20 protein-coding genes and 4 pseudogenes are annotated in these 22,407 nt (G+C 58.2%); 18 read left to right on the top strand and 6 right to left on the bottom strand.

Features of this window, described 5'->3' with window-relative positions:
• Window positions 1-549: 549 nt before the first annotated feature.
• Window positions 550-1,261 (bottom strand): annotated as a pseudogene (locus tag WBP07_RS21470) (IS3 family transposase); the annotation flags it as partial.
• Window positions 1,258-2,010, bottom strand: coding sequence for a Crp/Fnr family transcriptional regulator (locus tag WBP07_RS21465; protein ID WP_395396449.1), 753 nt, complete (start codon window positions 2,008-2,010; stop codon window positions 1,258-1,260). The gene WBP07_RS21465 and the pseudogene WBP07_RS21470, both read right to left, overlap by 4 nt.
• 303 nt (window positions 2,011-2,313) lie before the next feature.
• Here WBP07_RS21465 and WBP07_RS21460 point away from each other — a divergent pair, with 303 nt between their 5' ends.
• From WBP07_RS21460 to WBP07_RS21415, 10 genes are all read left to right on the top strand, one after another.
• On the top strand, window positions 2,314-3,117 hold the full coding sequence (locus tag WBP07_RS21460) for a hypothetical protein (RefSeq protein WP_395396497.1): 804 nt from the start codon (window positions 2,314-2,316) through the stop codon (window positions 3,115-3,117).
• A 189-nt stretch (window positions 3,118-3,306) separates the two neighbouring features.
• The gene (locus tag WBP07_RS21455; RefSeq protein ID WP_395396496.1) at window positions 3,307-4,650 is read left to right on the top strand and encodes a DUF1254 domain-containing protein; all 1,344 of its coding nucleotides are present in this window, start codon (window positions 3,307-3,309) and stop codon (window positions 4,648-4,650) included.
• 14 nt (window positions 4,651-4,664) lie between these two features.
• Window positions 4,665-6,134, top strand: a complete 1,470-nt coding sequence (locus WBP07_RS21450; RefSeq protein WP_395396448.1) for a DUF1254 domain-containing protein — start codon at window positions 4,665-4,667, stop codon at window positions 6,132-6,134.
• 32 nt (window positions 6,135-6,166) lie between these two features.
• Window positions 6,167-7,204, top strand: a complete 1,038-nt coding sequence (locus WBP07_RS21445; protein WP_395396447.1) for a DUF1254 domain-containing protein — start codon at window positions 6,167-6,169, stop codon at window positions 7,202-7,204.
• Window positions 7,205-7,232: 28 nt separating this feature from the next.
• The gene (locus tag WBP07_RS21440; protein WP_395396446.1) at window positions 7,233-8,363 is read left to right on the top strand and encodes a linear amide C-N hydrolase; all 1,131 of its coding nucleotides are present in this window, start codon (window positions 7,233-7,235) and stop codon (window positions 8,361-8,363) included.
• A 194-nt stretch (window positions 8,364-8,557) separates the two neighbouring features.
• The gene (locus tag WBP07_RS21435) at window positions 8,558-8,770 is read left to right on the top strand and encodes a hypothetical protein (protein WP_395396445.1); all 213 of its coding nucleotides are present in this window, start codon (window positions 8,558-8,560) and stop codon (window positions 8,768-8,770) included.
• A gap of 15 nt (window positions 8,771-8,785) precedes the next feature.
• Window positions 8,786-10,039, top strand: a complete 1,254-nt coding sequence (locus WBP07_RS21430) for a DUF2252 domain-containing protein (protein WP_395396444.1) — start codon at window positions 8,786-8,788, stop codon at window positions 10,037-10,039.
• Between the two features lie 318 nt (window positions 10,040-10,357).
• Window positions 10,358-10,720, top strand: a complete 363-nt coding sequence (locus WBP07_RS21425; RefSeq protein WP_395396443.1) for a hypothetical protein — start codon at window positions 10,358-10,360, stop codon at window positions 10,718-10,720.
• A 427-nt stretch (window positions 10,721-11,147) separates the two neighbouring features.
• Window positions 11,148-11,303: a hypothetical protein gene (locus WBP07_RS21420; protein ID WP_395396442.1), complete on the top strand. Its 156-nt coding sequence runs from the start codon at window positions 11,148-11,150 to the stop codon at window positions 11,301-11,303.
• A gap of 65 nt (window positions 11,304-11,368) precedes the next feature.
• Entirely contained in the window at window positions 11,369-11,608 is a 240-nt protein-coding gene (locus tag WBP07_RS21415; RefSeq protein ID WP_395396441.1) for a hypothetical protein, read from the top strand.
• Window positions 11,609-11,699: 91 nt separating this feature from the next.
• Here the strand turns inward: WBP07_RS21415 and WBP07_RS21410 are convergent, their stop codons facing one another.
• The gene (locus WBP07_RS21410; protein WP_395396440.1) at window positions 11,700-11,834 is read right to left on the bottom strand and encodes a hypothetical protein; all 135 of its coding nucleotides are present in this window, start codon (window positions 11,832-11,834) and stop codon (window positions 11,700-11,702) included.
• Between the two features lie 379 nt (window positions 11,835-12,213).
• Between WBP07_RS21410 and WBP07_RS21405 the strand changes: the two genes are divergently transcribed.
• On the top strand, window positions 12,214-12,933 hold the full coding sequence (locus WBP07_RS21405; RefSeq protein WP_395396439.1) for a hypothetical protein: 720 nt from the start codon (window positions 12,214-12,216) through the stop codon (window positions 12,931-12,933).
• Between the two features lie 463 nt (window positions 12,934-13,396).
• Here WBP07_RS21405 and WBP07_RS21400 read toward each other — a convergent pair whose 3' ends face one another.
• Both WBP07_RS21400 and WBP07_RS21395 read right to left on the bottom strand, forming a co-directional pair.
• The gene (locus tag WBP07_RS21400) at window positions 13,397-13,867 is read right to left on the bottom strand and encodes an Hsp20 family protein (RefSeq protein WP_395396438.1); all 471 of its coding nucleotides are present in this window, start codon (window positions 13,865-13,867) and stop codon (window positions 13,397-13,399) included.
• A 447-nt stretch (window positions 13,868-14,314) separates the two neighbouring features.
• Entirely contained in the window at window positions 14,315-14,551 is a 237-nt protein-coding gene (locus tag WBP07_RS21395) for a hypothetical protein (protein WP_395396437.1), read from the bottom strand.
• 258 nt (window positions 14,552-14,809) lie between these two features.
• Here WBP07_RS21395 and WBP07_RS21390 point away from each other — a divergent pair.
• From WBP07_RS21390 to WBP07_RS21380, 3 genes and pseudogenes are all read left to right on the top strand, one after another.
• Window positions 14,810-15,107: pseudogene (locus tag WBP07_RS21390) on the top strand (co-chaperone GroES).
• A gap of 55 nt (window positions 15,108-15,162) precedes the next feature.
• Window positions 15,163-16,781: pseudogene (gene groL / locus WBP07_RS21385) on the top strand (chaperonin GroEL).
• Window positions 16,782-16,857: 76 nt separating this feature from the next.
• Window positions 16,858-17,049 (top strand): hypothetical protein, encoded by a 192-nt coding sequence (locus tag WBP07_RS21380; RefSeq protein ID WP_395396436.1) that lies wholly within the window; start codon window positions 16,858-16,860, stop codon window positions 17,047-17,049.
• 107 nt (window positions 17,050-17,156) lie between these two features.
• On the opposite strand, the gene WBP07_RS21375 is transcribed toward WBP07_RS21380, so the two are convergent.
• Complete coding sequence (locus WBP07_RS21375; RefSeq protein ID WP_395396435.1) at window positions 17,157-17,582, bottom strand: MerR family transcriptional regulator; 426 nt, start codon at window positions 17,580-17,582, stop codon at window positions 17,157-17,159.
• 79 nt (window positions 17,583-17,661) lie between these two features.
• On the opposite strand from WBP07_RS21375, the gene WBP07_RS21370 reads away from it, so the two are divergent.
• From WBP07_RS21370 to WBP07_RS21355, 4 genes and pseudogenes are all read left to right on the top strand, one after another.
• Complete coding sequence (locus WBP07_RS21370; protein ID WP_395396434.1) at window positions 17,662-18,894, top strand: NADH:flavin oxidoreductase/NADH oxidase family protein; 1,233 nt, start codon at window positions 17,662-17,664, stop codon at window positions 18,892-18,894.
• A gap of 33 nt (window positions 18,895-18,927) precedes the next feature.
• Window positions 18,928-19,844 (top strand): annotated as a pseudogene (locus WBP07_RS21365) (acetoacetate decarboxylase).
• Between the two features lie 63 nt (window positions 19,845-19,907).
• Complete coding sequence (locus WBP07_RS21360) at window positions 19,908-20,744, top strand: alpha/beta fold hydrolase (protein ID WP_395396433.1); 837 nt, start codon at window positions 19,908-19,910, stop codon at window positions 20,742-20,744.
• Window positions 20,745-20,823: 79 nt separating this feature from the next.
• Complete coding sequence (locus WBP07_RS21355; RefSeq protein WP_395396432.1) at window positions 20,824-22,332, top strand: coniferyl aldehyde dehydrogenase; 1,509 nt, start codon at window positions 20,824-20,826, stop codon at window positions 22,330-22,332.
• The last annotated feature ends 75 nt before the right edge of the window (window positions 22,333-22,407 follow it).

The following is a 22,407-nucleotide window of genomic DNA, read 5'->3' as shown; positions in this document are numbered from 1 at the left end:
GGGTGGCGAGCACGAGGCAGCAACCATTCCGCGATTGTTGGCCCACTCGCAGTGAAACCCGCGGCGACTTACGCTGCAGAGTATCTGCGATCGGTTTTCAATCCAGGCATGACCGCTCCGTTGCACGTTCATTCTGGACCCGAAGCATTCTATGCAGTGAGTGGCGACACCTGCCTCGAAACTCCTGAGGGTGTTCAATTCGGGCGCGGCGATGGCAACAGTCTGACCATCCGGAGCGGCCCTCCGATGCTGCTCATGGCAATCGGCCGTGAGCAAAGAAAGGGATTCGCACTAATCCTGCACGATGCCAGCATGGCGCCGACGACCTTGACCGAGCATTGGCAGCCTTCTGGTCTTTGTAGCAAGCAACTTTCAGAGGATCGCGGCCACTGAGCCATTTCACTGCTGTCCGATCCAGCTTTCGATGTAAATATGCGAAAACGTCCGGTTCAGCGTGAACGCTGCCAGCATCGGAGCGGAGGCTTAATGTGGACGCCCCAAAAGAAGCAAGCGGTAAGTGAGATCTGGCACGTAATCAGGTGCTATCGCCTGTCCGGCATCGCCTATATTCGACAGGATGCGGAACTTACGTCTGCCGTGCGTGCATCCTTCGACGTAGTCGTAGGACCAGACATGGGCGGGATACTCGGGGAGCAAATGGGTGCTAGATCCGTCGCTGAGCCAGAGGCGACAGCGCTTAGCCTGTTTGTGCGGCACCTTGAGGCCCTGCCGTCGCCAGATACGCTCTGCACGCCTACGGTTCACGTGCCAGCCCGCGTCCCGTAGCAAGGCCGTCACCCGGCGATAGCCATAACGACCATGCTGCCTGGCCAAGGTGATGATGTCCCCGGTCAGGGCTGCTTCCTCATCTGCCCCGCTTGGCACCTTGCGCTGCGTTGATCGATGTTGTCCGAGCATGCGGCACACCCGACGCTCGGAAACAATCATCATTACCCTGATATGTTCGATACAGCGCCGGCGCCTTCGCGGGGCTCAGTAGTTTCTCCGTACGCCCTATTGCAGGATCAGCTTGTCGAGCGTCAAATACGAAACGGCCCGACGAAGCCTTGCGTTCTCCTTCACAAGGTCTCACCGCCGCGCCTGATCCATCTTCAGGCCGCCATACTCCTTGCGCCTGCGATATGGGCTCTGCTCGGTGACGTTGATCCCCGCAGCACGCGTCCGCCACCGTCCCGTCCTATGCCAGCTCAATCTCCGTTTCATGCAGCTTGCTGGCGATCTGTCCCGGCTTGTGCTTCAAGGTGCAATCAGGCTTTCATCCAGAATGCGAATGGAGCCATAGCCGCGCTCAATTCGTCCCTCCTTTTCGAGCTTCTGCAGCAAAGCGTTGATTCGCTGCCGTGAGAAGCCCGCCACAGCGGCCAGATCTTCCTGCGTAATTTTGATTACCCGGACTCCATCGTCCTCCACGATGGAGCCCAGTTTGAGCAAAACTGAAAGACGATCGGACATCGACTGGCCCATCATTGCCATGACAAACTCTGCGGAGAAGCGGTGTTCACGGCCATTCATCAAGGCGATCTGGCGCCAGATCGCAGGATGGTCGATGGCGATTGCGTCGATATCGGATACGCTCAGTGAAGCAATGGTCACCGTCTCGAACGCCACGGCGTCATTGGGTTGCGGCCCCATGTCACAAGTAGACAGCGAGCCAAACCAGTCGCCTTGGCGAAGGATGCGGGTAATAAAAGGACGCGAGGATCGAGGATAGGCAAACAGCCGCACCTCGCCATCTAAAACGCAATGCAAGCCGTTAGGCGGTCCGCCCACCTCGTAAATATGTTCGCCTTGGGTCAGGCGCTTGACGCGGAGATGGCCTAGAAGAGCCTGTCGTAGGCCCTCCGTCAGCCCCGCAAACCACCAACCCGCTAGCAAGTCAGAATGATATTCATCGCACAGCATGGGCATGATTTTTTCGAAAAAAAGGAAAATGTCAAAAACGGGACAGTCTCGTGCGGTCAGGTGAGCTATTGTGTCCACAATCGGCATAGTGCTTCGATCGAATCTTAAAAGTACCCAAACATGGGTGACTATACGACGAAATTACAACATTTTGCCTAGCCGCCGACAGATAAATTACCGGAAATTCAAGGGTTGGACCTAGGGATATTCCCGATGATGCGACCATAAATTTAAGAATATGCGATATGAAATCGGATATTGAGATCCAGTCATTATAGTGAATTGGCCGTTGGGTGCATCTAATCCTCTCTTATGATGGAGGGAATATTTGTGGTGAAGCTACCGGCATTTCTGGGGGGTGGAAAAAGACATCGTGATCTCAATCGGCGGCTGCGCTGCGGGGCCATTGCGATCATTGGTGCAACTATCAGTGTCTCGGCGGACGCGCAGGAGCAGAGCGCGCAAGAAGCGAGCCTTGCCCAAAAACTTTCCAATCCGATCAGCTCGCTCGTCAGCCTGCCATTTCAGTCAAATTATGATGGCAAGATAGGGCCCGACAACGACGGCGAAAAATTCCAGGTCAACTTCCAGCCCGTCGTTCCGATCTCTTTCAATTCCAACTGGAACATGATCTCGCGGACTATCCTGCCAATCATCAGCCAAAGCGACGTGGTGGCCGGAAGTGGAAGCCAGTTAGGCCTCGGCGACACAACGCAAAGCTTTTTCTTTACCCCAAAGGCAGGGCGGGCTGGCGGTATTATCTGGGGTGCGGGCCCGGTCATTCTTTTGCCGACCGCTACGGACAAGTTCCTTGGCGGCGGGAGATGGGGCGCCGGTCCGACCGGGATTGCGCTCAAGCAAAGCGGGTCGTGGACGTATGGGATGCTGGCAAATCATGTTTGGTCGATTGCAGGAGATGACGTGCGGGCCGGCATCAGCAGCACGTTTCTCCAGCCGTTCCTGTCCTACACGACCCACAACGCATGGACTTTCGGCGTCAATCTGGAGAGCTCCTACAACTGGAAGGCTGATGAATGGGCGGTTCCCGCCAATCTCACGGTCAGTAAACTGCTGAAATTCGGCAAGCAACCCGTCTCTATCGGCGGCGGCATACGATATTGGATTTCCAGTCCCGATAACGGGCCAGAAGGCTTGGGCGCACGCCTCAGTGTCACCTTCCTCTTTCCGAGTTGATAGAAGCCGTGGTGTGCGATCAGGCCGGAGGGAATACCCGGATATTTTAGAGAGGAGCGTGTAGTGTCCAAAGCTAGTGCAACGCTCACTGAGACGCTTGGAGTGCTCGTCTTGGCCATTTTGTCCACTGGTCATGTGGCAGCGCAGGTCACTCAGGAACCGCTGGGAGGACAGCCGGCACCCGCAAGCATGCGCTCCAACGGCGATTTTGACTACCAGATCAAATACCAGCGGGCGTTCGAGACTCTTCTGTGGTCATTGCCTCGTGTCGGGATTCAACACGGACGGGCCGCAACCTTGGCATTGGGGGCTCGGGACAATGACATTCTGGCGCTTTCCGCACCGGCAACGCCAAAGTTTGAGACGATCACTCCCAATAGTTCGACTAATTACATCGTTGCCTATACCGATCTGAAACCCGGTCCCGTGGTGCTGGAAATCCCGGCAGCCGGACCCGATGGCAGTTTGTACGGGCAGGTTGTCGACGCTTGGCAAATGGCGATTGCGGACGTCGGACCATCCGGCGTGGACGGCGGCAAGGGAGCCAAGATTCTGTTTACGGGGCCGGATTTCAGTGGCGCCGTGCCGCCGGGGTACATCCACGTGAAGTCCCCCAATTATCGCATCATGTTTGCGTTCCGCACCGTGCGGGCGCCCGGCAAGACTGCTGCGGAGGCCTACGCCTACACAAAGCGCTTGCGGATGTATTACCTTTCGCAAGCTGCCAGTCCTCCGACGCAACGATTTCTGGACCCTGTCAACGAGCGGTACCCAACATTTCCACCCTATGACGAGACTTACTTCAAATACCTCTACGATACGTTCACCTACGAGCCGGTAGCATCGCAAGACAAAGTCATGATGGGCCTCCTCGCTTCGCTTGGAATAGAGCGCGGAAAGCCATATAATCCCGACGACGTCACCAAGCGCGCGATGCGACAGGCGGCCATTGACGCGTGGTATTACCTACAGGATCGATTCGACCATTTGCCGCGCAGCTACTACTTTTGGTCAAACCGACAATATGTTCCCCTGTTGCTGCCGGACAGGAATCGCGGCTTCTCGTACGAATACCCCGATCAAGTTGACATCGACGGTCGGGCGCTAGCCTTCTTCTGGTGCACGCTCGTGCCCGCTCAGATCTCTGACCGACCGGCAGTCTACTATCTGATGGCAATGGCGGATAATGAGGGTCATCCGTTGGAGGCGGGAAGGACCTACAGGGTCACCGTCCCAGCGAAGATGCCCGTCAAGCAATTCTGGGCGCTGTCCATGTATGACCGTGCAACCATGGGCTTCATCTACACGCAGTCGATGCGCACCACGCTCGACTCGTACGGCGTCGACAAGATGAAGAAGAACGCAGACGGCAGTGTGACAATCTATGTCGGGCCCGTAGCCCCCGCTGGATTAGAGGCAAACTGGATACCCACCGGGGGGAAACGACCGCTGCCGGCGTTCCGGTTCTATGGTCCGGAGGAGCCGCTCTATGACAAGACATTCAGGATGCCCGACTTCGAGCGCGTGGATTGACGCGTGTGACAGAAATGGGTGATGCGGAAAAGGTAGCGATTATGCAAAAATATGGCCCTACCTGGGGCGACTTGAATCGGCGCATCGTGTTGCTCGCCGGCACGGCGTTAATCGTGACGGCCGTCTCCGGAATTCGAAGTGCTTCTCTCGCTCAGGCGACTACGCCGTCCGAGGCGCGAGCAATTGCGGAAGAGGCAACTATCTACGGCTTTCCTATGGTAGACAGCTACCGCGTTCAGTATGCCTATTTCATCGACAAGACCAATCCGGAATACAAGGCGCCATGGAACGCGCTGAAAAACGTCCTCAAACTCTATTCACCCGACGATAGGGCCGTTCAAGCCGTCAACACCGACGTGCCGTTCTCGTTCGTAGGGGCGGACCTTCGGACCGACCCGCTAGTCATAACCGTGCCGGAGGTTGAGAAAGATCGGTACTATTCGGTGCAGTTCGTCGACATGTACACCTACATTCTGGGATACATCGGCACGCGCGCGACAGGAAACTCGGCGGGACGCTTTCTGCTGGCGGGCCCTAACTGGAAAGGCGAAACGCCGCTCGGCGTCAAGCACGTCCTTCATTCCGAAACGGAGTTCGCCTTTTTCCAGTTCAGGACGCAATTGAAAGGGCCTGCGGATCTGGAAAATGTGAAGCGGGTTCAGGACGGGTATAAGGTGCAGCCGCTTTCAGCCTATCTCGGTCAACCTGCTCCGAAACCGGCGCCGTCAGTCGCTTTCCCTCAGCCACTCACGCCCGAGGCAGAGAGGACCTCGCTCGAATTCTTCACACTGCTCAATTTCCTGCTTCAATTTGCTCCCGCGCACCCTTCCGAAACGGACCTCAGGGCGCGGTTTGGACGGATCGGTGTCGGCACGTACAAGCCTTTGGATGTCGCTTCGCTTGCGCCCGAGATGAAAGAGGCTTTGCTAGCGGGTATGGCCGATGCGTGGGCTGATTATGAGCAAGCGAAAAAGACATTGGTCGATACTGGCAAGCTCACCACAGGCGATGTCTTCGGCACCCGTGAGTATCTGAAGAACAATTACTTTTATCGCATGATGGGGGCCGCTCTCGGTATATACGGCAACCCAAAGGAAGAGAGCATCTACCCGTCCTATTTCGTGGATCGCGATGGCAAGCCCCTCGACGGCAACAACCGGTACACCTTGCGGTTCGCGCCAGGACAGTTGCCGCCGGTCGGAGCTTTCTGGTCAGTCACCATGTACGAGCTGCCGTCCATCCTTCTCGTCAGGAATCCGATCAACCGCTATTCGATAAATTCCACGCGGCTGCCGGAGTTGAAAAAGGACGCTGATGGCGGGCTGACACTTTATTTGCAGAATGAACCGCCAGGCAAGGACAAGGAAGCGAACTGGCTACCCGCACCCAAAGGTCCGTTTGAGGCGACGATGCGCCTCTACCTGCCCAAGCCTGAGGCGCTCGATGGGAGGTGGAAGGCGCCGCCACTCGAGAAGGCCAACTGAACAAATATCTCGTGTAGGACAGGAGCTGGCTCATGAAAGCAGTAGCCTTTATCGCTCTCGCCTTCGCCGTGTGTTCCACCGGCAGCGCGCACGCCCAACAGTCTCCAGCGAGCAGCGTCGTTCCCGTCACTGCCGAGAACTTCGTCCGCGCTGAATCCGATCTCTATTTCGGAAACATTGTTAAACGTGGAGGATTCGGCAAATTCGACCACAATCGCGATTTGGCGGCGGTCGATGACAAGCAACTTGTCGTCCGCTCCAATCGCGACACGATCTATTCAGGCGCCGTGTTTGATCTCGATGCTGGCCCTGTCACAGTCACCCTGCCAGATGCCGGCAAGCGGTTCATGTCTATGCAGGTAATCGACCAAGATCAATACACACACCTCGTCGCCTACAAGCCCGGTTCCTACGCATTAACGCGGAACGATATCGGTACCCGCTACGTCATCATCTTCGTGCGTACGTTTATGGATCCCAGCAATCCTCAAGACGTCGGACAAGTGCACGCGTTGCAGGACGCGATCAAGACTGTCCAGCCCGGAGGACCGGGCAAATTCGAAGTGCCTAATTGGGACAAGGCCAGTCAGGACAAGGTGCGCGACGCGCTGCTGGTGCTCGCCTCGACCCTTTCCGATCAGCGGCATATGTATGGCTCGAAGAGCGACGTCGACCCCGTGCGCTTCCTTATTGGCGCGGCCATGGGCTGGGCCGGCAATCCCGATAAGGATGCGACCTATCTCATTGGCACTCCGGCGAAGAATGATGGCCAGACCATTCATCAACTCGTCGTCAAGGATGTCCCGGTCGACGGCTTCTGGTCCGTTTCTCTCTACAATGAAAAGGGGTATTTCGTGCAGAACCCGTACAATGCTTACTCATTTAACAATATTACGGCGAAGAAGAGCGACGATGGCTCGATCCGAATCCAGTTCGGTGGCTGTGACGGGAAAGTACCCAATTGCCTACCGATCATGAAAGGCTGGAACTACATCGTCCGGCTCTACCGGCCACGTGCCGAGATTATCGACGGATCATGGCATTTCCCCGAGGCTCGGGTTGTTCAATAGGTGACAAACAAGGAGACGAGGTATGTCTATGAAAGTGGCAACCGTGGAAAGCCGCAGCAGACGAACGCTCCTCAAATCCATGTTGATCGGCGGCGCTGCCTGCGGCTCCGGCTTCTTTTCGATGATCCTCTATTGGCAGCGGGCGGAAGCCTGTTCTCGCATCCTTTGGCACAACAGCCTCGGCACTTACGTCGGCCGGAATGAAGACTGGTACACCGATTGCCCGGTCGATCTGTGGGTATTGCCGAGGGGGATGGAGCGCGACGGGGGAGCTGCCGACAGCAATTCGTATAAGTGGAAGAGCAGGTACGGAAGCCTGGTAATCACCATGTACGACCGGCTTTCGATGTCGGGCGTGAACGAGCGCGGTCTCTCGTCCCACGTCCTCTGGCTCGATGACACCAAGGTAGCGCCGCGAAACGCGAAGGAGCCGGGCCTTTCCATCAGCCTATGGATGCAGTGGATTCTGGATAACTGCACATCTGTGCAGGAGGCGGCCGACGCCATGCAAAGGCCGCCTTTCCAACTTCGGATGGCGGTGGACCCCGACGGCACGCCAGGTCTGTTCCATGTCTCCATCGAAGATGCCACGGGCGATTCGGCAATCTTCGAGATGATTGATGGACAGATGAAGATCTATCGTGATCGCAAATATATCATGCTGACCAACCAGCCAAGCTACGACAAGCAACTCGCAATTCTTTCACAATATGCTGGCTTTGGTGGCAACAAACCTCTTCCCGGCACGCTCGAACCGGCGGATCGCTTGGCCCGAGGCGCGTATTACGCCAAGAATCTGCCCGATCCGAAGGATGAGCGCGACGCGATCGCGACGCTCATGAGTGTGATGCGAACAGTCGGGGCACCGGTGGGCCTACCAACTCCAGAGCGAAAGGCATTCCTCTTCGACCAAGTGTCGCGGTCCATCTTCCGGCTGATCATCAACCTAAACCAACGGGTGCTTTATTTTGACCGAATCTATAGCCCTGCCGTGTTCTGGGTCAGACTCGCCGGACTTGAGTTCTCTGAGGCCGCGCCCGTGAAGAAGATTTCGGTTAATAACAACGATCTCGCATTCGATGTCACCGATAAGTTTAAGCCTGCGGAAATGTTCACCTTCGCTCCGGCCACGGAATCTATTTTGGGGCACACTTCGTAGCTGCTCGGGTTCGACAGATCGCCGCTCGTGCGAATAGTGCATTTCTGGACCCTGCAAGCGAGTATAGCTGAATATGGCCAGCGCTCGCGTGACTGCGGGAGTCATGGCAATTTAGTAAAGCGCAGACAGAGCCGGTGGCTCCCTGAGGCGTTCATCGGTTCCGCCCGCGCTGTGAAATCACAGAAGGGCCAACTATGATCACAAACAACGCGACCGAAAGCGGCGCCGTCGGACAATTCAGCGAAGATGACGCTGCCGGCACGATGCTTCATCCGATGCAGGGCCGACACTTCCGTGATTTTACCACGCTGCGTCCTTCCCTCAGCGAGCGCCTCGCGACTGGAAAGGCGTTGCGGCGCGAAGTTCCGCGTACCGCCCACGCCCGCTACGTGGCCGATCCTGTATGACCAGACCCGGTCGACTTGCTGGAGCAACAAAATGCGACGAGGATCAGGGAATTGGTGCCAGTACGCTATGGCCGCATGCTCGCATCGCCGTTCAGCTTTCTGCGCGGCGCTGCGGTTGTCATGGCGCGGGATCTGTCGTTCACTTCGCGCACTGGAATCGATGTGATGGCGTGCGGGGACATGCACACCAGTAATTTTGGCTTATTTGCTTCGGCTGAGCGTAATCTGGTCTTTGCCATCAACGATTTCGATGAAGTCCACCCAGCACCTTGGGAGTGGGATCTGAAACGGCTAGTGAGCAGCGCCGCCTTATTGGCGCGCGGACTAGGTGGCCGTCGAGGGGATCGTGATGCGGCTGTCCGGGCCGCGAGTTCTTCTTATCGCCGTGATATCCGCCGATACGCCGAGATGGGCTTCCTGCAAGTCTGGTATGATAGCATCGACGAGCGAAGCATCCTGGCTGCTGCGCCGGCTGGCGTGCGGCGCTCAGCGGAGGAGGCGTTGAGCCGAGCGAGGACGCGCGGTCACATGCGTGCACTGGATAGGCTAACCGAAGAAGTCGGTGGCCAGCGGCGCATTGTCGAAGAATGGCCTTTGATCGTGCGCGAGGACACAGTGGATGGCGTAATGCCGATCCAGGCGGCGCTAAATGAAATGCTCCGGACCTATATTGCATCGCTGCCAGAGGAGCGACGTTTCCTTCTGGAGCGTTATCGCATCGTTGATGTCGCTCGCAAGACGGTAGGCGTCGGCAGCGTCGGGACCAGTTGCTGGGTCATCCTGTTGGAAGGTTTGAATGGCTATGATCCGCTCTTCCTGCAGGTAAAGGAAGCCTCAGCGTCAGTCCTCGCGCCGTTTGCGAAGACTCAGCTTTCAATGGAGAATCAAGGTCAGCGGGTCGTGATCGGTCAGCGCCTAACACAGGGTTCGCCCGATATTTTTCTTGGCTGGGGGCAGGTAGTCGCTGATCGTTGGTTCTATGTACGACAACTCGCAGACATGAAGGGCGGGGCGCGCTTTGCCGAAGGGGATCATTCCAGCCTAGCGGGCCTATCGTCCTACTGTGGACTGTGCGGGTGGGCGCTCGCACAAGCGCATGCGAAGTCTGGCGATCCCGCTCTAATAGCTGGCTATTGTGGCAGTAGCGAAGCGCTTGACGAAGCACTTTGCCAGTTTGCCCAGTCCTATATTCAACAGACAGATCGCGACTACGATAGCGTTGCGCTAGCGGTAAAGTCTGGCCGTATCGCAGCCAGTGTCAATGGCTGATATTTTACGCGCCGATCTCAAGTGCCCGGCATACTTTGGCATCCAAGCGCAATCCGTAGGCACCAACGGAAGTGGCCCTTGACGCTAGCCGCTATTGCGGATGTCATCAGCGTCTTCGCGTCCATCGCTCGTTTTTTCCGACTGCTCGAACGGGGGCCTTTTCTGAAGGTTGCCGCGTGAGTTCGGGTGCCACCATACTGGTGGCTGCGATCGGCTCGATACTGGGATTGTCATAAGGCATCGGGGAACTTCGTCTTCAATTGCCCAGTGTGTGAAATCCTTGTCTAGCTTGTGATCTGGTGGTGAAGTCGGCTTGGCATGCTCGTCATGACCTGGAACATGGCGCGTGCCCGTTCGAGCAGCGTGAAAGCCACGGCACCATCGTCCAACAAATCCGCCAGCATCTCCGCCCGATCCACGTCGCGCGGCGCCCTGATTTGCAGAGCAAAATTCCTGCTTGACGCGACTCGCGCCCTTAACAAAATCTCGATCACGGAAGCCAAAGTGCGCACGGAAAGTCGGGAGCAACAGGAGGAAAGGAGACTGACAATGCCGCAACCATTTTTCCGTTCTTCATCCCTTCGAGGCGTGGACCATTCCGACCTTAACCGGGTGATCAAGCGCGCCATCTTTGCCTCATGGCTGCCGACCGAGCGGCGGTCCGGAGCAAGCCGGCCTTGAATAAGGCCCATGGTACCAAGCGCTTGCGAAGATCGACGAGTTGTTCGCCGCTATGCGTACGTTCGGTGAGGGAAAGACGACCAAGCCCGCTTACCATGCGAGATCTCGACTTTGTGGATCATGTGCGAGCGCACTCGTTCAGTCCGGATCGCCCATGAGCAGTTGAGCCATCCGGCGATACAGATCGAGGTCGATGGGGTCCTTTCGATGCGTTGATCAAAGGACCGGTGAAACGGGGCGATGGCGGGAAGCTCGAATGTGTCACATCACCCGTGGAGGACTTCATGGAATTTGCCATCGCGCTGCCGTCGATAAGCCCGGACAAAGCGAAGCGCTCGGGTGGAGCTGTGCTGACCGGAAGCGTTACTCGAACGCTTCCTGGCGTCGGGCGCGCAGTACAGGGTGTCGATCCCCCAATCTTGCCCGAATGCCCATGGAGATTGCGATCCCGCGTAGGGATCTTGAGCGCCTGCAGCGTTTCGCGACCCGTGAACTGCCCAAGGCTGCGAGCAATGCCGTGATGACCGACCGGGTACTGCGCGCACTCTACTCGACATTGTATCCCCGAGATCAGACCGAATAGTGAAGGTCCCCGCCACCTAATTGACGATCAACCGGCTTTCAGATCTTTGAACAAGGAGTTTTTCGATGCGATATACCCTGTTTCGGGACGATAACCACAGTCTGCCGGTCGCCCAAAGCGACGAGTTCGCTAGTGAGTTTAAAGCAACCGAGTGGGCGCGTACGTGGGTAAAGACCAAGGGGGATCATGATCGCTATCGATTTCAACAGATCGATGGGCACCGTCCCATGCTTTTCTTCCGGACGATCGCGGGACAATGGTATGTGATGCCCCTTGTGGAGACGGCGTCAGAAGAAGCGATCTAACAGCTGCCCGAGGGCGGTTCCTCGCGAACTCAATACCTGTTCGTTGTGTGGTGGGCCGAGTCTCGGCTTGACGCAATTCATGACGGGCATTTCAGCCATTGCACAGCAGCTTCTCTCTTGTGCCGAAGTCACGGGCGAATTCGACAGCATAGGCATAGGCATTAGCCTTGACGCGGCCCTGGCCGGCGAGTGTCGTCTCATGAGGATCTGACGAAGTCGGTGCCATCGATCCGCATGAGAGGCGGATAGCGGCAATCCTCTACGTGAGGGACATGATGGTGCCGGGCATGCTCCCGTACTTGGCTACGCGAATGTCTTGAGCCAAGAGCGTTTCTGGCTGTGCAAAAGCGTAAAGTGCGCCGGCTCGTAGAGTACGGCGCATTTCGCGACGCCGCCGTTTCAGTCGATCTCGCCTGACCGAGATGGCGGCGGCAGCCCAGAAGCACGCCACTTCTCGCGAACGAAACGGTTACAGTGAAGCCAGTGACGCCCGAAAGCGAAATGCGGCGTCTCCATCTTGCCCCCGTTGCTCACTCAGCGCTCTTGACCAATATGTAAATCCTTACATAAATGACCAGCATCACAAAAACGCGAGGGGTGCCGCTATGAAACCAAACGATTGCGCGAAGTTGGAAATACCGGTGAGGCCAGCAACGATCGGCGCCTTCCTTTGCCTGCTGGGCCTTTGTTACCAGGCGCATGAACTGGGCCATCATCTGTTTGGCGCAATCGTCTGCGGCAAAGCGGGAACAGTCGACTTTTCAACTTACATGGCCGCAGATGGCTGTGCGCGCGTGCCTGATCTTACGACTGAACTGTTTGGTCCCGCAATCAGCTTCGCCATTGCCTATGGTGCTGCGCTCCGTCTCCGCCGCCGCGCATCCCTGTTTGCATTTGGCTGCATCTTCGCCAGTTACTACCATCTCCGCTGGGTACCACCGCTGATGGGCGGCGGCGACGAACTGGACGTGGCGCGCAAGCTCGGTTTTGATAACGGATGGATCATCGCGGCGCTGTCGTTCGTGACGGCCTTGCCTCCTATGGTGATCGCATGGCGCGCTGCGGCGGTACGGGGACGCTGGTGGCGCGTCGGCTTGACTTATCTGCTCCCGCTACCGTTTCTCCTTCAGGTGGACGCACTCGCCGACCGGATCTCCGGTCCCGGAGCGCTGATCCCGGCGCTGGCCCTAGTCAAGGCATTCAACATTTCGGCGTCGTTGCTCCTGGCGGATATCATTCTTCTGATCGGTTTTGCGCTCATGGCCGCCCGGATATGTTGGCTTCATGGCGGGCGAGTTAGAGGTTCAACCCCCGACCAGGTTTGAGACTATGCGAACCTGAATACGTGGTTGAAGTGAGCGAGCGGGCCGTGAGTGCGCGACAGATACGGCGCCGATCTACCGGCAGATCGCCCAGCATCCTTTCGGCAAGACGAAAGCCTGCATGGGTCACCTCCAATATGATTTTTGCCTGCCAATGTCCCCCAGTTAGAATTGCGCCAGAACACCATACGATGAACACGGCGAATACACGCTGCGAGAGCCTCGCAGGCTTTCCCAGTAGAATCTTTCCAGCCCCAACGGCGAGCATTGGACGTGAGGGAAAATGCCTTTCTGTTTCCCCGCATTCGGCGTGAGTGATCGGTGTCGTATTGCTCGCGGATAGGCTCCACCAACACTATAACCATCACCCAACACTATAACCATCACCTCTTTTTCCAGGCTGGTTTGGCGGGGGCCTGCCGGCGGTAGGGACAACGAGCACCGCCGGCAGGCTGGCGAGGAAAGATCAAACGGTCGCGCCGACCTCATGCTTCGCATCGCCAAGACGGGTTTTGGCCTCGCTCTGGCGTATCTCGATGCGACGCGGTTTCATCGCCTCGGGTACCACTCGCTTCAACTCGATAGAGAGCAGGCCATGCTCGAAACTGGCGTTTCCTGCTTCCATGAAATCGGCAAGCTGGAAGCGCCGTTCAAATGCACGCGCGGCAATTCCCCGATGGAGATACTCGCCTCGCCCATCTTCTTCGGGTCGGCTGCCTGACACGATCAGCAGGTTTTGTTGCGCCACCACTTCGACGTCCGGGGGCGCGAATCCTGCCAGTGCCAGGGTGATGCGATAGCTGTCCTCACCTTCCTTGATGATGTCGAAGGGAGGATAGCCGTCCTCTTCACGCGCGCTCGTTTCGAGAAGATTGAAGAGCCGATCGAAGCCGACCGTGGAACGCCGGTAAGGCGCAAAATCAAAGTTGGTTCTCATCTTACCAAATCCTCTGTTTGAGCGATCTGGGCATGAGCTGCGCCGGTAACACAAGAGCCGGCGCCCTCCATGTCCCGCCGGGCCCGAACGTGGCGCCCGGCATCAGTGATCTAGATAGTTCAAGTATGGGGTCAAGCGGGGGCAATTTAGAATCGTCTCCGTCCGTTTACATTTGACGCATTGCTCGCGGCCTTATTCCAGTGAGATCTTATGCACTCCCAGCTTCCGCCGAGCGGGACGAATCCGGCGATCGTGCGCAATCCGAACCGAATGAAGTCGCGCGCGGATTCCCGTCACCTAAAATCGAATAAGGCGGGGAATTAGGGGGCGAGATCGTACTCCGGCCAAGCGAAAACCTGCAGGAGCGAAGGCGCGGCCTGGCGAAAGTAAGGGAATTGCGCAGTCGTTAAACCCGGCCCTGCAGTCTCACAACGAGACCGTGTGCTGTCATTGCAAGAGGGATCCCGCATCCGGTGGTCGGTCCACGGCCGGCATGGCGGCAAGGATTTCTTCGATCGAGACTGCCCGCTTGGCGTCTGCCGGCTTTCTGGGAACTGGCTGGCCGCAAATCGCGGACCGCTCCGAAGCCCATGACGCAAGGATGGCGCGTTTCACCTCGGGCTCCAGGGTAGGATGAGATGAAGTATCAAAGGGGTGAAGAAAACGGGAAAATGGTTGCGACATGGCAACGCCTCCTTCCTTAAGTCGCTCCTTTCTGTGCGGCCAACGAGACCGCAGCATTGAATTTCGGGCGGCGAGAGAGTCGTGTCAAGATGGAACATGGCGCCGCCGGGAGCCAGTTGGCACTTCCATGGCAGAAGTGCCAAAAATTTTTACGAAGCCACTTGAACCTCAAATCTGAGTTTCATAATTTGCCGGCGCCTGCCCTAGCCGAATAGGGCAGGCCTATCACATTCATGTTTTGCAGTTGGAGGTTTTGCCATGCATTTCCGCCCCTTGCACGATCATGTGGTCGTCCGCCGCATCGAGGCCAACGGATTATCATTCCCGACTCCGCCAAAGAAAAGCCGCAGAAAGGTGAAGTCGTCGCTATTGGGCCCGGCGCACCCGGCGGTACCGGCCAGCCCCTCGTGTTTTCGGTAACACCGGTGACCGAGTGCTATTCGGCAAATGGTCGGGAATGGAAGTCAAAATCAACGGCGAGGATTTGCTCATCGTGAAAGAGAGCGACATACTCGGCGTGATAGTGACGCCCTGTGAGCTCAAGCAGGCGGCCTGACACTGGCTGTCACCCTTTTACATTCAGGAAGGAATTCAGGAAAGGATTGGCCAGGATGGTTGCCAAGGAAGTGAAATTTGCGTCGGACGCGCGTGATCGTATGCTGCGAGGCGTGGATACGCTTGCGAATCCAGTGAAAGTGACATTGGGGCCCAAAGGCCGCAATGTCGTTGTCGAGAAAAGCTTCGGTGCTCCTCGTATCACCAAGGATGGGGTGACGGTCGCCAAGGAAATCGAACTTGCCGACAAGTTCGAGAACATGGGCGCGCAGATGCTGCGCGAGGTTGCCAATAAGCAGAATGACAAGTCGGGAGATGCGACGACGACTGCCACCGTACTCGCGCAGACGATCGTGCGCGAAGGCTCGAAGGCTGTCTCTGCCGATATGAACCCGATGGGCGTCAAACGCGGTATCGACATCGCCGTGAAGGCGGTAGTCAAAGACCTTGGGGCCCATGCCCGAAAAGTGAGCGCCAACAGCGAAATTGCGCAGGTCGCGACCATCTCTGCCAATGGCGATGAAGAGGTCGGACGTATCCTTGCCGAAGCGATGGAAAAGGCCGGACCCGAGGGCGTGATCACAGTCGAAGAGGCCAAGAGTCTGGCGACAGAGCTCGAGACAGTCGAAGGGATGCAGTTCGACCGCGGTTATCTCTCTCCCTACTTCGTTACTAATCCGGAGAAGTTGAAAGTCGAACTCGGCGATCCCTATATCCTCATCCATGAGAAGAAGGTTTCGAACCTCCCGGCGCTCTTGCCGTTGCTTGAACAGGTTATCCAGTCGGGGCGGCCGCTGCTCATTATCGCTGACGACGTGGAAGGCGAAGCCCTCGCAGGGCTTGTTGTCAACAAGCTGCGCGGCGGCCTGAAGGTCGCAGCGGTCAAGGCGCCGGGTTTCGGTGATCGCCGCAAAGCGATGCTCGAGGACATTGCCATTCTCACCGGCGGCAACGTCGTCAGCGAGGACCTCGGCATCAGGCTGGAGGGTGTCACGGTATCGATGCTGGGTCGCGCCAAGAAAGTCATTATCGACAAGGATAATACCACCATTGTCGACGGCGTGGGCACGAGATCGGACATCGGGGGCCGCGTCGCGCAAATCCGAGCGCAGATCGAAACTACGACCAGCGATTATGACCGCGAGAAGCTGCAGGAGCGCGTTGCGAAACTTGCTGGCGGCGTCGCCGTGATCCGCGTTGGCGGGGCTACGGAAATCGAAGTGAAGGAGCGGAAAGATCGCGTCGACGACGCGTTCCATGCAACGCGAGCGGCAATGGACGAAGGCATTCTGCCGGGCGGGGCGTTCGCCCTCCTGCGCTCCGTCAAAGCGCTCGAGGGGGTGAAGGTCGCCAACGACGATCAGCAATCGGGCATAGACATTGTGCGGCGCGCGCTTCGCGCTCCGGTTCGTTAGATCGCGGACAATGCCGGCGAGGACGGCGCCTATATCGTTGGCAAACTGTTGGAAAGCGGCGGCTATGACTGGGGCTTCAACGCCGCAACCGGCGTCTACGAGGATCTGGTCCAGTCGGGTGTAATCGACCCCGCCAAGGTGGTGCGGACGCACTTCAGGATGCTGCCTCGGTGGCGTCTCTGCTCATTACCACCGAAACACTTGTCGCAGATGCGCCAAAGGAGGAGAAGACCCCACCGATGCCGGCGATGGATTTCTGAACGCATACGGGCGAGACCGGCCTGAGTCGGCTCCGCCCCTCATTTGCGTTTGTCCGCGCCAAGCGGAGACGAGAGGATGAAACGTATCAATCCCGAAGATGCAACGCTCTATTCGCTGACCAGCACTGAACTGGCGCGGTTCGCGCGCGGCGTTGCTCTTGGCTTGCTCAGGCCGGCCTGTTCCATCGAACGCATATCCGAGGACGATATCAGAGTGAGGTTCCGCTCCCCTCGGCAAGCGGAACGCGCGCGGATTTGTATTTCCTAGATGCGAGCGCCGCTGCGCACGTCATTCGTGTCCACCCGATAACTAAATCCTAATCGCCCAGGATCTTTCTCGGTAAAAGCGCACGCGAGAAAGGTGGCCGAGTTGCTCTAGCTGGTAGCGGCAGCGTCTTCCTCGTCGAACAATCCCGACAGGACGCGCCGTGCGTTGGCAGCACAATCGATGTCGTCCGGCCGCGCTTCGATTTCCTCGATCAGACCTTCCAGGCGCGCCTTTGTGCGCGCTAGCCGCTCCTGCAGTCGGCCGATTTCCGCTACCTTGGTGTGGAGCGTGCTCATCAGCAAGTCATGATCCCACTTTTCGAGGTCGCCCGGCATCAACGTGCGTATTTGGTCGAGGCTGAACCCTGCAGCCTGCGCCGTCGCGATTACTTCCAGAACGACGAGCGCGTCCTTTGGATAGACGCGATAGCCGTTCGAGCGCCGATCGACTGTCCTGAGTAAGCCAATCTTCTCGTAAAAGCGGATGCGTGACTGAGAGAGCCCGCTGAGTGCCGCCAGTTCGCCGATTTTCATATCCTGCTCCAGAATATCCTTGACCTTAAACTTAACTCAAAGGTTATGGAGCTGCCAAGCCTAATCAGGAGACTTGGCAATGTCCCTCTTTTCACACCTTAAGCTGCCCAATGGCACGCTCATTCCCAACCGAATCGCCAAGGCGGCGATGGAAGAAAATATGGCGGATGCCGACCACACGCCCTCCGACGCGCTGATCCGCCTCTATCGCGCGTGGGGGAGAGGAGGCGCCGGTCTCATCATCACCGGTAATGTCATGATCGACGCACACGCAATGACCGGGCCAGGAGGGGTTGTGCTGGATAGTGGCCAGCATCTCGACCGTTTCCGCACCTGGGCCGAGGCTTCCCGCGAATGCGGCTCGCAGGTCTGGATGCAGATCAACCATCCGGGGCGCCAGATGCCCGCCGGGCTGGCGCAGCAGACCGTCGCTCCTTCGGCCATCGCGCTCGATCTCGGCAAACAGTCCGGCATGTTTCCGCTGCCGCGCGCGATGAATGCCGGCGACATCGCCGACGTCGTACACCGCTTTGCCACCACTTCGGTGTTGGCCGAGCGCGCCGGCTTTACCGGGGTCGAGATTCACGCCGCGCATGGCTATTTGCTTAGCCAGTTTCTCTCGCCGCTGGCCAATCACAGGACCGATCAGTGGGGAGGAAGCATCCAGAATCGGGCGCGGCTGCTGCTCGATGTTGTACGCGCGGTTCGGAGGGCTGTTTCGCCCGGCTTTGCTGTGGCGGTGAAGCTCAACTCCGCCGACTTTCAGCGGGGCGGGTTCTCGCCTGAGGACGCGCGCTCAGTCGTCCAAATGCTCACACCGCTCGGCGTCGACCTGGTCGAACTTTCCGGAGGTAGCTATGAGGCCCCGGCGATGATGGGCAGTTCGCGGGACGAACGCACGCTCGCGCGCGAAGCCTATTTTCTCGAGTTCGCCCGCGACATCGCTGACGTCGCAGAGATGCCCTTGATGGTGACTGGCGGCATTCGGCGGCGCGCAGTCGCCCAGGCGGTTATCGACAGCGGCATCGCAATGGCTGGTATTGCCACCGCCATTGCGATCCGTCCCGACTTGCCGAACAGATGGCTGCAAGGCAGCGACGAGGCTCCTGCGCTTAAGCCAATTACCTGGAAGAACAAGCCTCTCGCCTCATCGGCGCATATGTCTGCGGTTCGCTACCAACTCGCTCGGCTAAGCCGTGGTCGTCGGACGAATGCCAAGGTGCCACCCCTCTGGGCGCTTATCACTGCGCAGATCGAGGCAAAGCGCGCCGCTAAGCAATACCGTCGATGGATCGCAAATCGCGCGGCTTGACCCTCAACCATGGTTTAATCTTATGACGTGGAGATGGTGATGACGGTCGAATCCATCGAAGTCGAATTTGCAGGCCAGAAGGTGCTGGTCCCGAAAGGCGGCTATTATGATCGGTTCCGATCGAACCCCGACCTGGACGAGATCGCGCGCGATCCCGCAGCGGGCAATATAGACTGGTTCCGCCGCATGCCGAAACAGAAGGTAGATTCGCGGGTTGGCCCTGTCTGGGCGCCGAATTTCTACTATCGCAGCAGCAGCGTGCAGTTGCTTATGGCAGCGCCGATCGCCCGGCTGCGCGCCGCACTCCCGATATCCCTCCAGCCGTTGCGGGCATGGCCGGGCCAAGGCCTCGTCGCGCTGACCTTCTTCTCTTACGCGGTTTGCGACAACGATTCTTATGACGAGGTATCTGTCGCGGTCGTCGTGCCGTCGCCAGGGTCGCGGCTACCGCATTCAGCCGAACTGTTCCGGCAGGTGCGGCGGCGTGCGTTTCATGCTCATGTGCTGGCGCTGCCCGTGACGACCGAGATCGCACGGGTGCGCGGGGTCTATGGCTATCAGCTTCCCAAGTGGCTGACCGGAATCACGTTAGACCTCGACGGCGCCATTCGCGCGGAAATCGCCGCGAAGGATGGCACACCAGATCTGGTCCTGACTGGCCGGTTGCCCCGCTTCGCCGAAGTTCCCACGCAGTCGCGCTTGGGCAGCAATACCATGGTGCATCAGCTCGACGGGCAGTGGCACACGACCACGGTGCAGACGAATACATTGCCTCCTATGCGCAAGCGAGCTTCCCGCGTGATGTCGCGCTGACACGCCACGGCGGGCCGATGAGCGATTTGCTCAATGGCCTGGGTGCATCGGCGATGCTCCGGCTCGATGTCGTGCGCGATGCGCAGGTTGTCCTCAACATGCCGGTGTCGTTCAAAACATCCGGTTATGCGATCTGACGATCAATCGCATCCCCGGTTGATAGGTTTGTGAAGCTAATTAACCACAACAGGAGACGTGAAATGCCATTTGTGACTACCGGCGACGGGGCCGAGATCTTTTACAAGGATTGGGGGCCGAGAGACGCTCAGCCGATCCACTTCCATCATGGCTGGCCGCTAAGCGCAGACGACTGGGACGCGCAGATGCTGTTCTTCCTCGGCGAGGGTTTTCGCGTGGTAGCCCATGACCGGCGCGGGCATGGCCGCTCGACGCAGATAAGCGAAGGACACGATATGGACCATTATGCAGCCGATGCATCTGCAGTGGTCGAGGCGCTCGACCTCCGAAACGTAGTCCATGTCGGTCATTCGACCGGAGGTGGCCAGGTTGCCCGCTACGTCGCGCAGCACGGGCAACTCCAGGGCCGCGTCGCCAAGGTGGTCCTGATCGCCTCGGTGCCACCATTGATGGTCAAGACGGATGCCAATCCGGATGGTGTGCCGATAGGGACGTTCGACGATTTCCGCAAGCAGCTCGCCGCCGACCGCTCCCAGTTCTATATCGATGTACCCTCCGGCCCATTCTACGGCTTCGATCGCGGGCTGGCCAAATCATCGGAAGCGACGATCCGCAACTGGTGGCGACAGGGGATGATGGGCGGCGCGAATGCGCATTATGAAGGTATCAAGGCCTTCTCCGAGACCGACCAGACCGTCGATCTGCAGGCCATCACTGTGCCGGCGCTGATCATCCAAGGCGATAACGATCAGGTTGTACCTTACGAGAACGCAGGGCTGAAGCAGCATGAACTGATTGCAGGCAGCATTCTCAAAGTTTATCCGGGAGCCCCCCACGGCATGCACACCACGCATGCTGAAGAGGTCAACGCCGATATACTCGGGTTCATCCGTGGCTAATCTTCCACCGCGGCATTTTGCCGCCAACCTTGGCGCAAACGGCGGAGCTTCTGAAAGACGTGTCCCGACGGTTACTCCGTTGCATGACGCGGCCAGCTCCGAGATGGCAACGCTCTTGGAGCGGCAGCGCCACGCCTTCCTCCGGTACGGAGCGCCGAACTCGGCGGAGCGGAGCGCGAAACTGAGCCGCCTGCGCACGGCCGTTCTTGTGCATCGCAAAGATATTCGGACTGCCATCAGCGCAGATTTCGGCCATCGATCGCAGCACGAGACGGATATCATGGAAGTGATGGGCGTCATCCAGTCGATCGATTACCTCAGGCGAAACCTGAAGCGTTTCATGACGTCAGAGCGACGGCATGTCGCACTGCCTTTTCGCGCGGGTCGCGCTTATGTCGAATACCAGCCGAAGGGCGTGATCGGAGTGATGGCGCCGTGGAACTACCCTTTCTCGCTGACTATCATTCCGCTCGCTACCGCGCTTGCGGCTGGGAACAGGGCGATGCTGAAGCCGTCTGAACTGACCCCCCGCACCAGCGAGGTCATCCAGGACATGCTGGCGGACATATTCTCGACGGACGAGGTTGCATTGGTGCTGGGGGGGCCGGAGGTCGGTGCGGAATTTAGTGGTCTGCCGTTCGATCATCTCTTCTTTACTGGAAGCACTAGGGTCGGGCGCAAAGTGATGAAGGCCGCTAGCAACAATCTGGTGCCGGTAACGCTCGAGTTGGGCGGCAAGAGCCCGGTCATCGTGGCGCACGGAAGCGTGGACGAGCGTAGTGTCGCAAGGATCGTTTTCGGCAAGCTATCGAATGCTGGCCAGACCTGTGTCGCGCCTGACTATGCGCTTATTCATGAGGACGACCTCGACCGCTTTGTCAGCCTGTATGACGCGATGGTTACGCAGACCTACCCCGGCGGACCGACCTCCAGGGATTACAGTTCAATCGTGAGTGCTCGCCACTATGATCGTCTGACTGGACTCGTCGATGCAGCAAGGCAGGATGGCGCGCGGGTCATCGAGGTGGGATACAAGCCCGAAACCGCATCGGGGCGCTGTAGGACGATCGCGCCGACTCTTGTTGTCGGCGCAGGCGACGACAGCGCCATCATGCAGGAGGAAATATTCGGTCCGATCCTCGCCGTGCGGACATATCGTTCGATCGACGAGGCGGTCGACTATGTGAACGGCCGCCCCCGGCCCTTGGCGCTTTACGTCTTCGGGCCTGATGACGCGGATCGCGCAAAGCTGCTGGCAAGCACAACGTCGGGCAATGTCGGCATTAACAATACGCTCCTCCATGTCGCCCAGGATGACCTGCCGTTCGGCGGGATCGGACCGAGCGGCATGGGGGCTTATCACGGTATCGAAGGTTTCCGGTCGATGAGCCATGGCAAGGGCATCTTTGTTCAAGGCCGATGGAATCTGCCAGATCTGCTGAGAGCACCTTTCGGGCGGTTCGCCGACGCGACCCTCGCAGCCATACTCAGGCCCCCTCGCAGCGGCCAGCAATCGCAAGCAGCATTTGGCGTGTCCGGTTGCGGTACCGGTTTTGACCCTAAGGGATGGCGAGCGCCCCAGGAATGAACGGCAGACTCAATGTAGGCCATTTAATGGTCGGATTCGTTATGATGCCCAAGATCCGTTACGCGTTCACCATAA

This window comes from Novosphingobium oxfordense, from assembly GCF_044029435.1.
Classification (GTDB): Bacteria; Pseudomonadota; Alphaproteobacteria; order Sphingomonadales; family Sphingomonadaceae; genus Novosphingobium.
Note: the sequence above shows the minus strand (reverse complement) of the source record. Positions and strands in the feature narration are given on the sequence as shown.

Bases quoted from the DNA above. Each gene is read 5' to 3' on its own strand.
- WBP07_RS21465 (WP_395396449.1), bottom strand. From the start codon at position 2,010: ATGCCGATTGTGGACACAATAGCTCACCTGACCGCACGAGACTGTCCC.
- WBP07_RS21455 (WP_395396496.1), top strand. From the start codon at position 3,307: ATGCGCTCCAACGGCGATTTTGACTACCAGATCAAATACCAGCGGGCG.
- WBP07_RS21450 (WP_395396448.1), top strand. From the start codon at position 4,665: ATGGGTGATGCGGAAAAGGTAGCGATTATGCAAAAATATGGCCCTACC.
- WBP07_RS21445 (WP_395396447.1), top strand. From the start codon at position 6,167: ATGAAAGCAGTAGCCTTTATCGCTCTCGCCTTCGCCGTGTGTTCCACC.
- WBP07_RS21440 (WP_395396446.1), top strand. From the start codon at position 7,233: ATGAAAGTGGCAACCGTGGAAAGCCGCAGCAGACGAACGCTCCTCAAA.
- WBP07_RS21435 (WP_395396445.1), top strand. From the start codon at position 8,558: ATGATCACAAACAACGCGACCGAAAGCGGCGCCGTCGGACAATTCAGC.
- WBP07_RS21425 (WP_395396443.1), top strand. From the start codon at position 10,358: ATGCTCGTCATGACCTGGAACATGGCGCGTGCCCGTTCGAGCAGCGTG.
- WBP07_RS21420 (WP_395396442.1), top strand. From the start codon at position 11,148: ATGCCCATGGAGATTGCGATCCCGCGTAGGGATCTTGAGCGCCTGCAG.
- WBP07_RS21415 (WP_395396441.1), top strand. From the start codon at position 11,369: ATGCGATATACCCTGTTTCGGGACGATAACCACAGTCTGCCGGTCGCC.
- WBP07_RS21410 (WP_395396440.1), bottom strand. From the start codon at position 11,834: ATGGCACCGACTTCGTCAGATCCTCATGAGACGACACTCGCCGGCCAG.
- WBP07_RS21405 (WP_395396439.1), top strand. From the start codon at position 12,214: ATGAAACCAAACGATTGCGCGAAGTTGGAAATACCGGTGAGGCCAGCA.
- WBP07_RS21400 (WP_395396438.1), bottom strand. From the start codon at position 13,867: ATGAGAACCAACTTTGATTTTGCGCCTTACCGGCGTTCCACGGTCGGC.
- WBP07_RS21395 (WP_395396437.1), bottom strand. From the start codon at position 14,551: ATGTCGCAACCATTTTCCCGTTTTCTTCACCCCTTTGATACTTCATCT.
- WBP07_RS21380 (WP_395396436.1), top strand. From the start codon at position 16,858: ATGAAACGTATCAATCCCGAAGATGCAACGCTCTATTCGCTGACCAGC.
- WBP07_RS21375 (WP_395396435.1), bottom strand. From the start codon at position 17,582: ATGAAAATCGGCGAACTGGCGGCACTCAGCGGGCTCTCTCAGTCACGC.
- WBP07_RS21370 (WP_395396434.1), top strand. From the start codon at position 17,662: ATGTCCCTCTTTTCACACCTTAAGCTGCCCAATGGCACGCTCATTCCC.
- WBP07_RS21360 (WP_395396433.1), top strand. From the start codon at position 19,908: ATGCCATTTGTGACTACCGGCGACGGGGCCGAGATCTTTTACAAGGAT.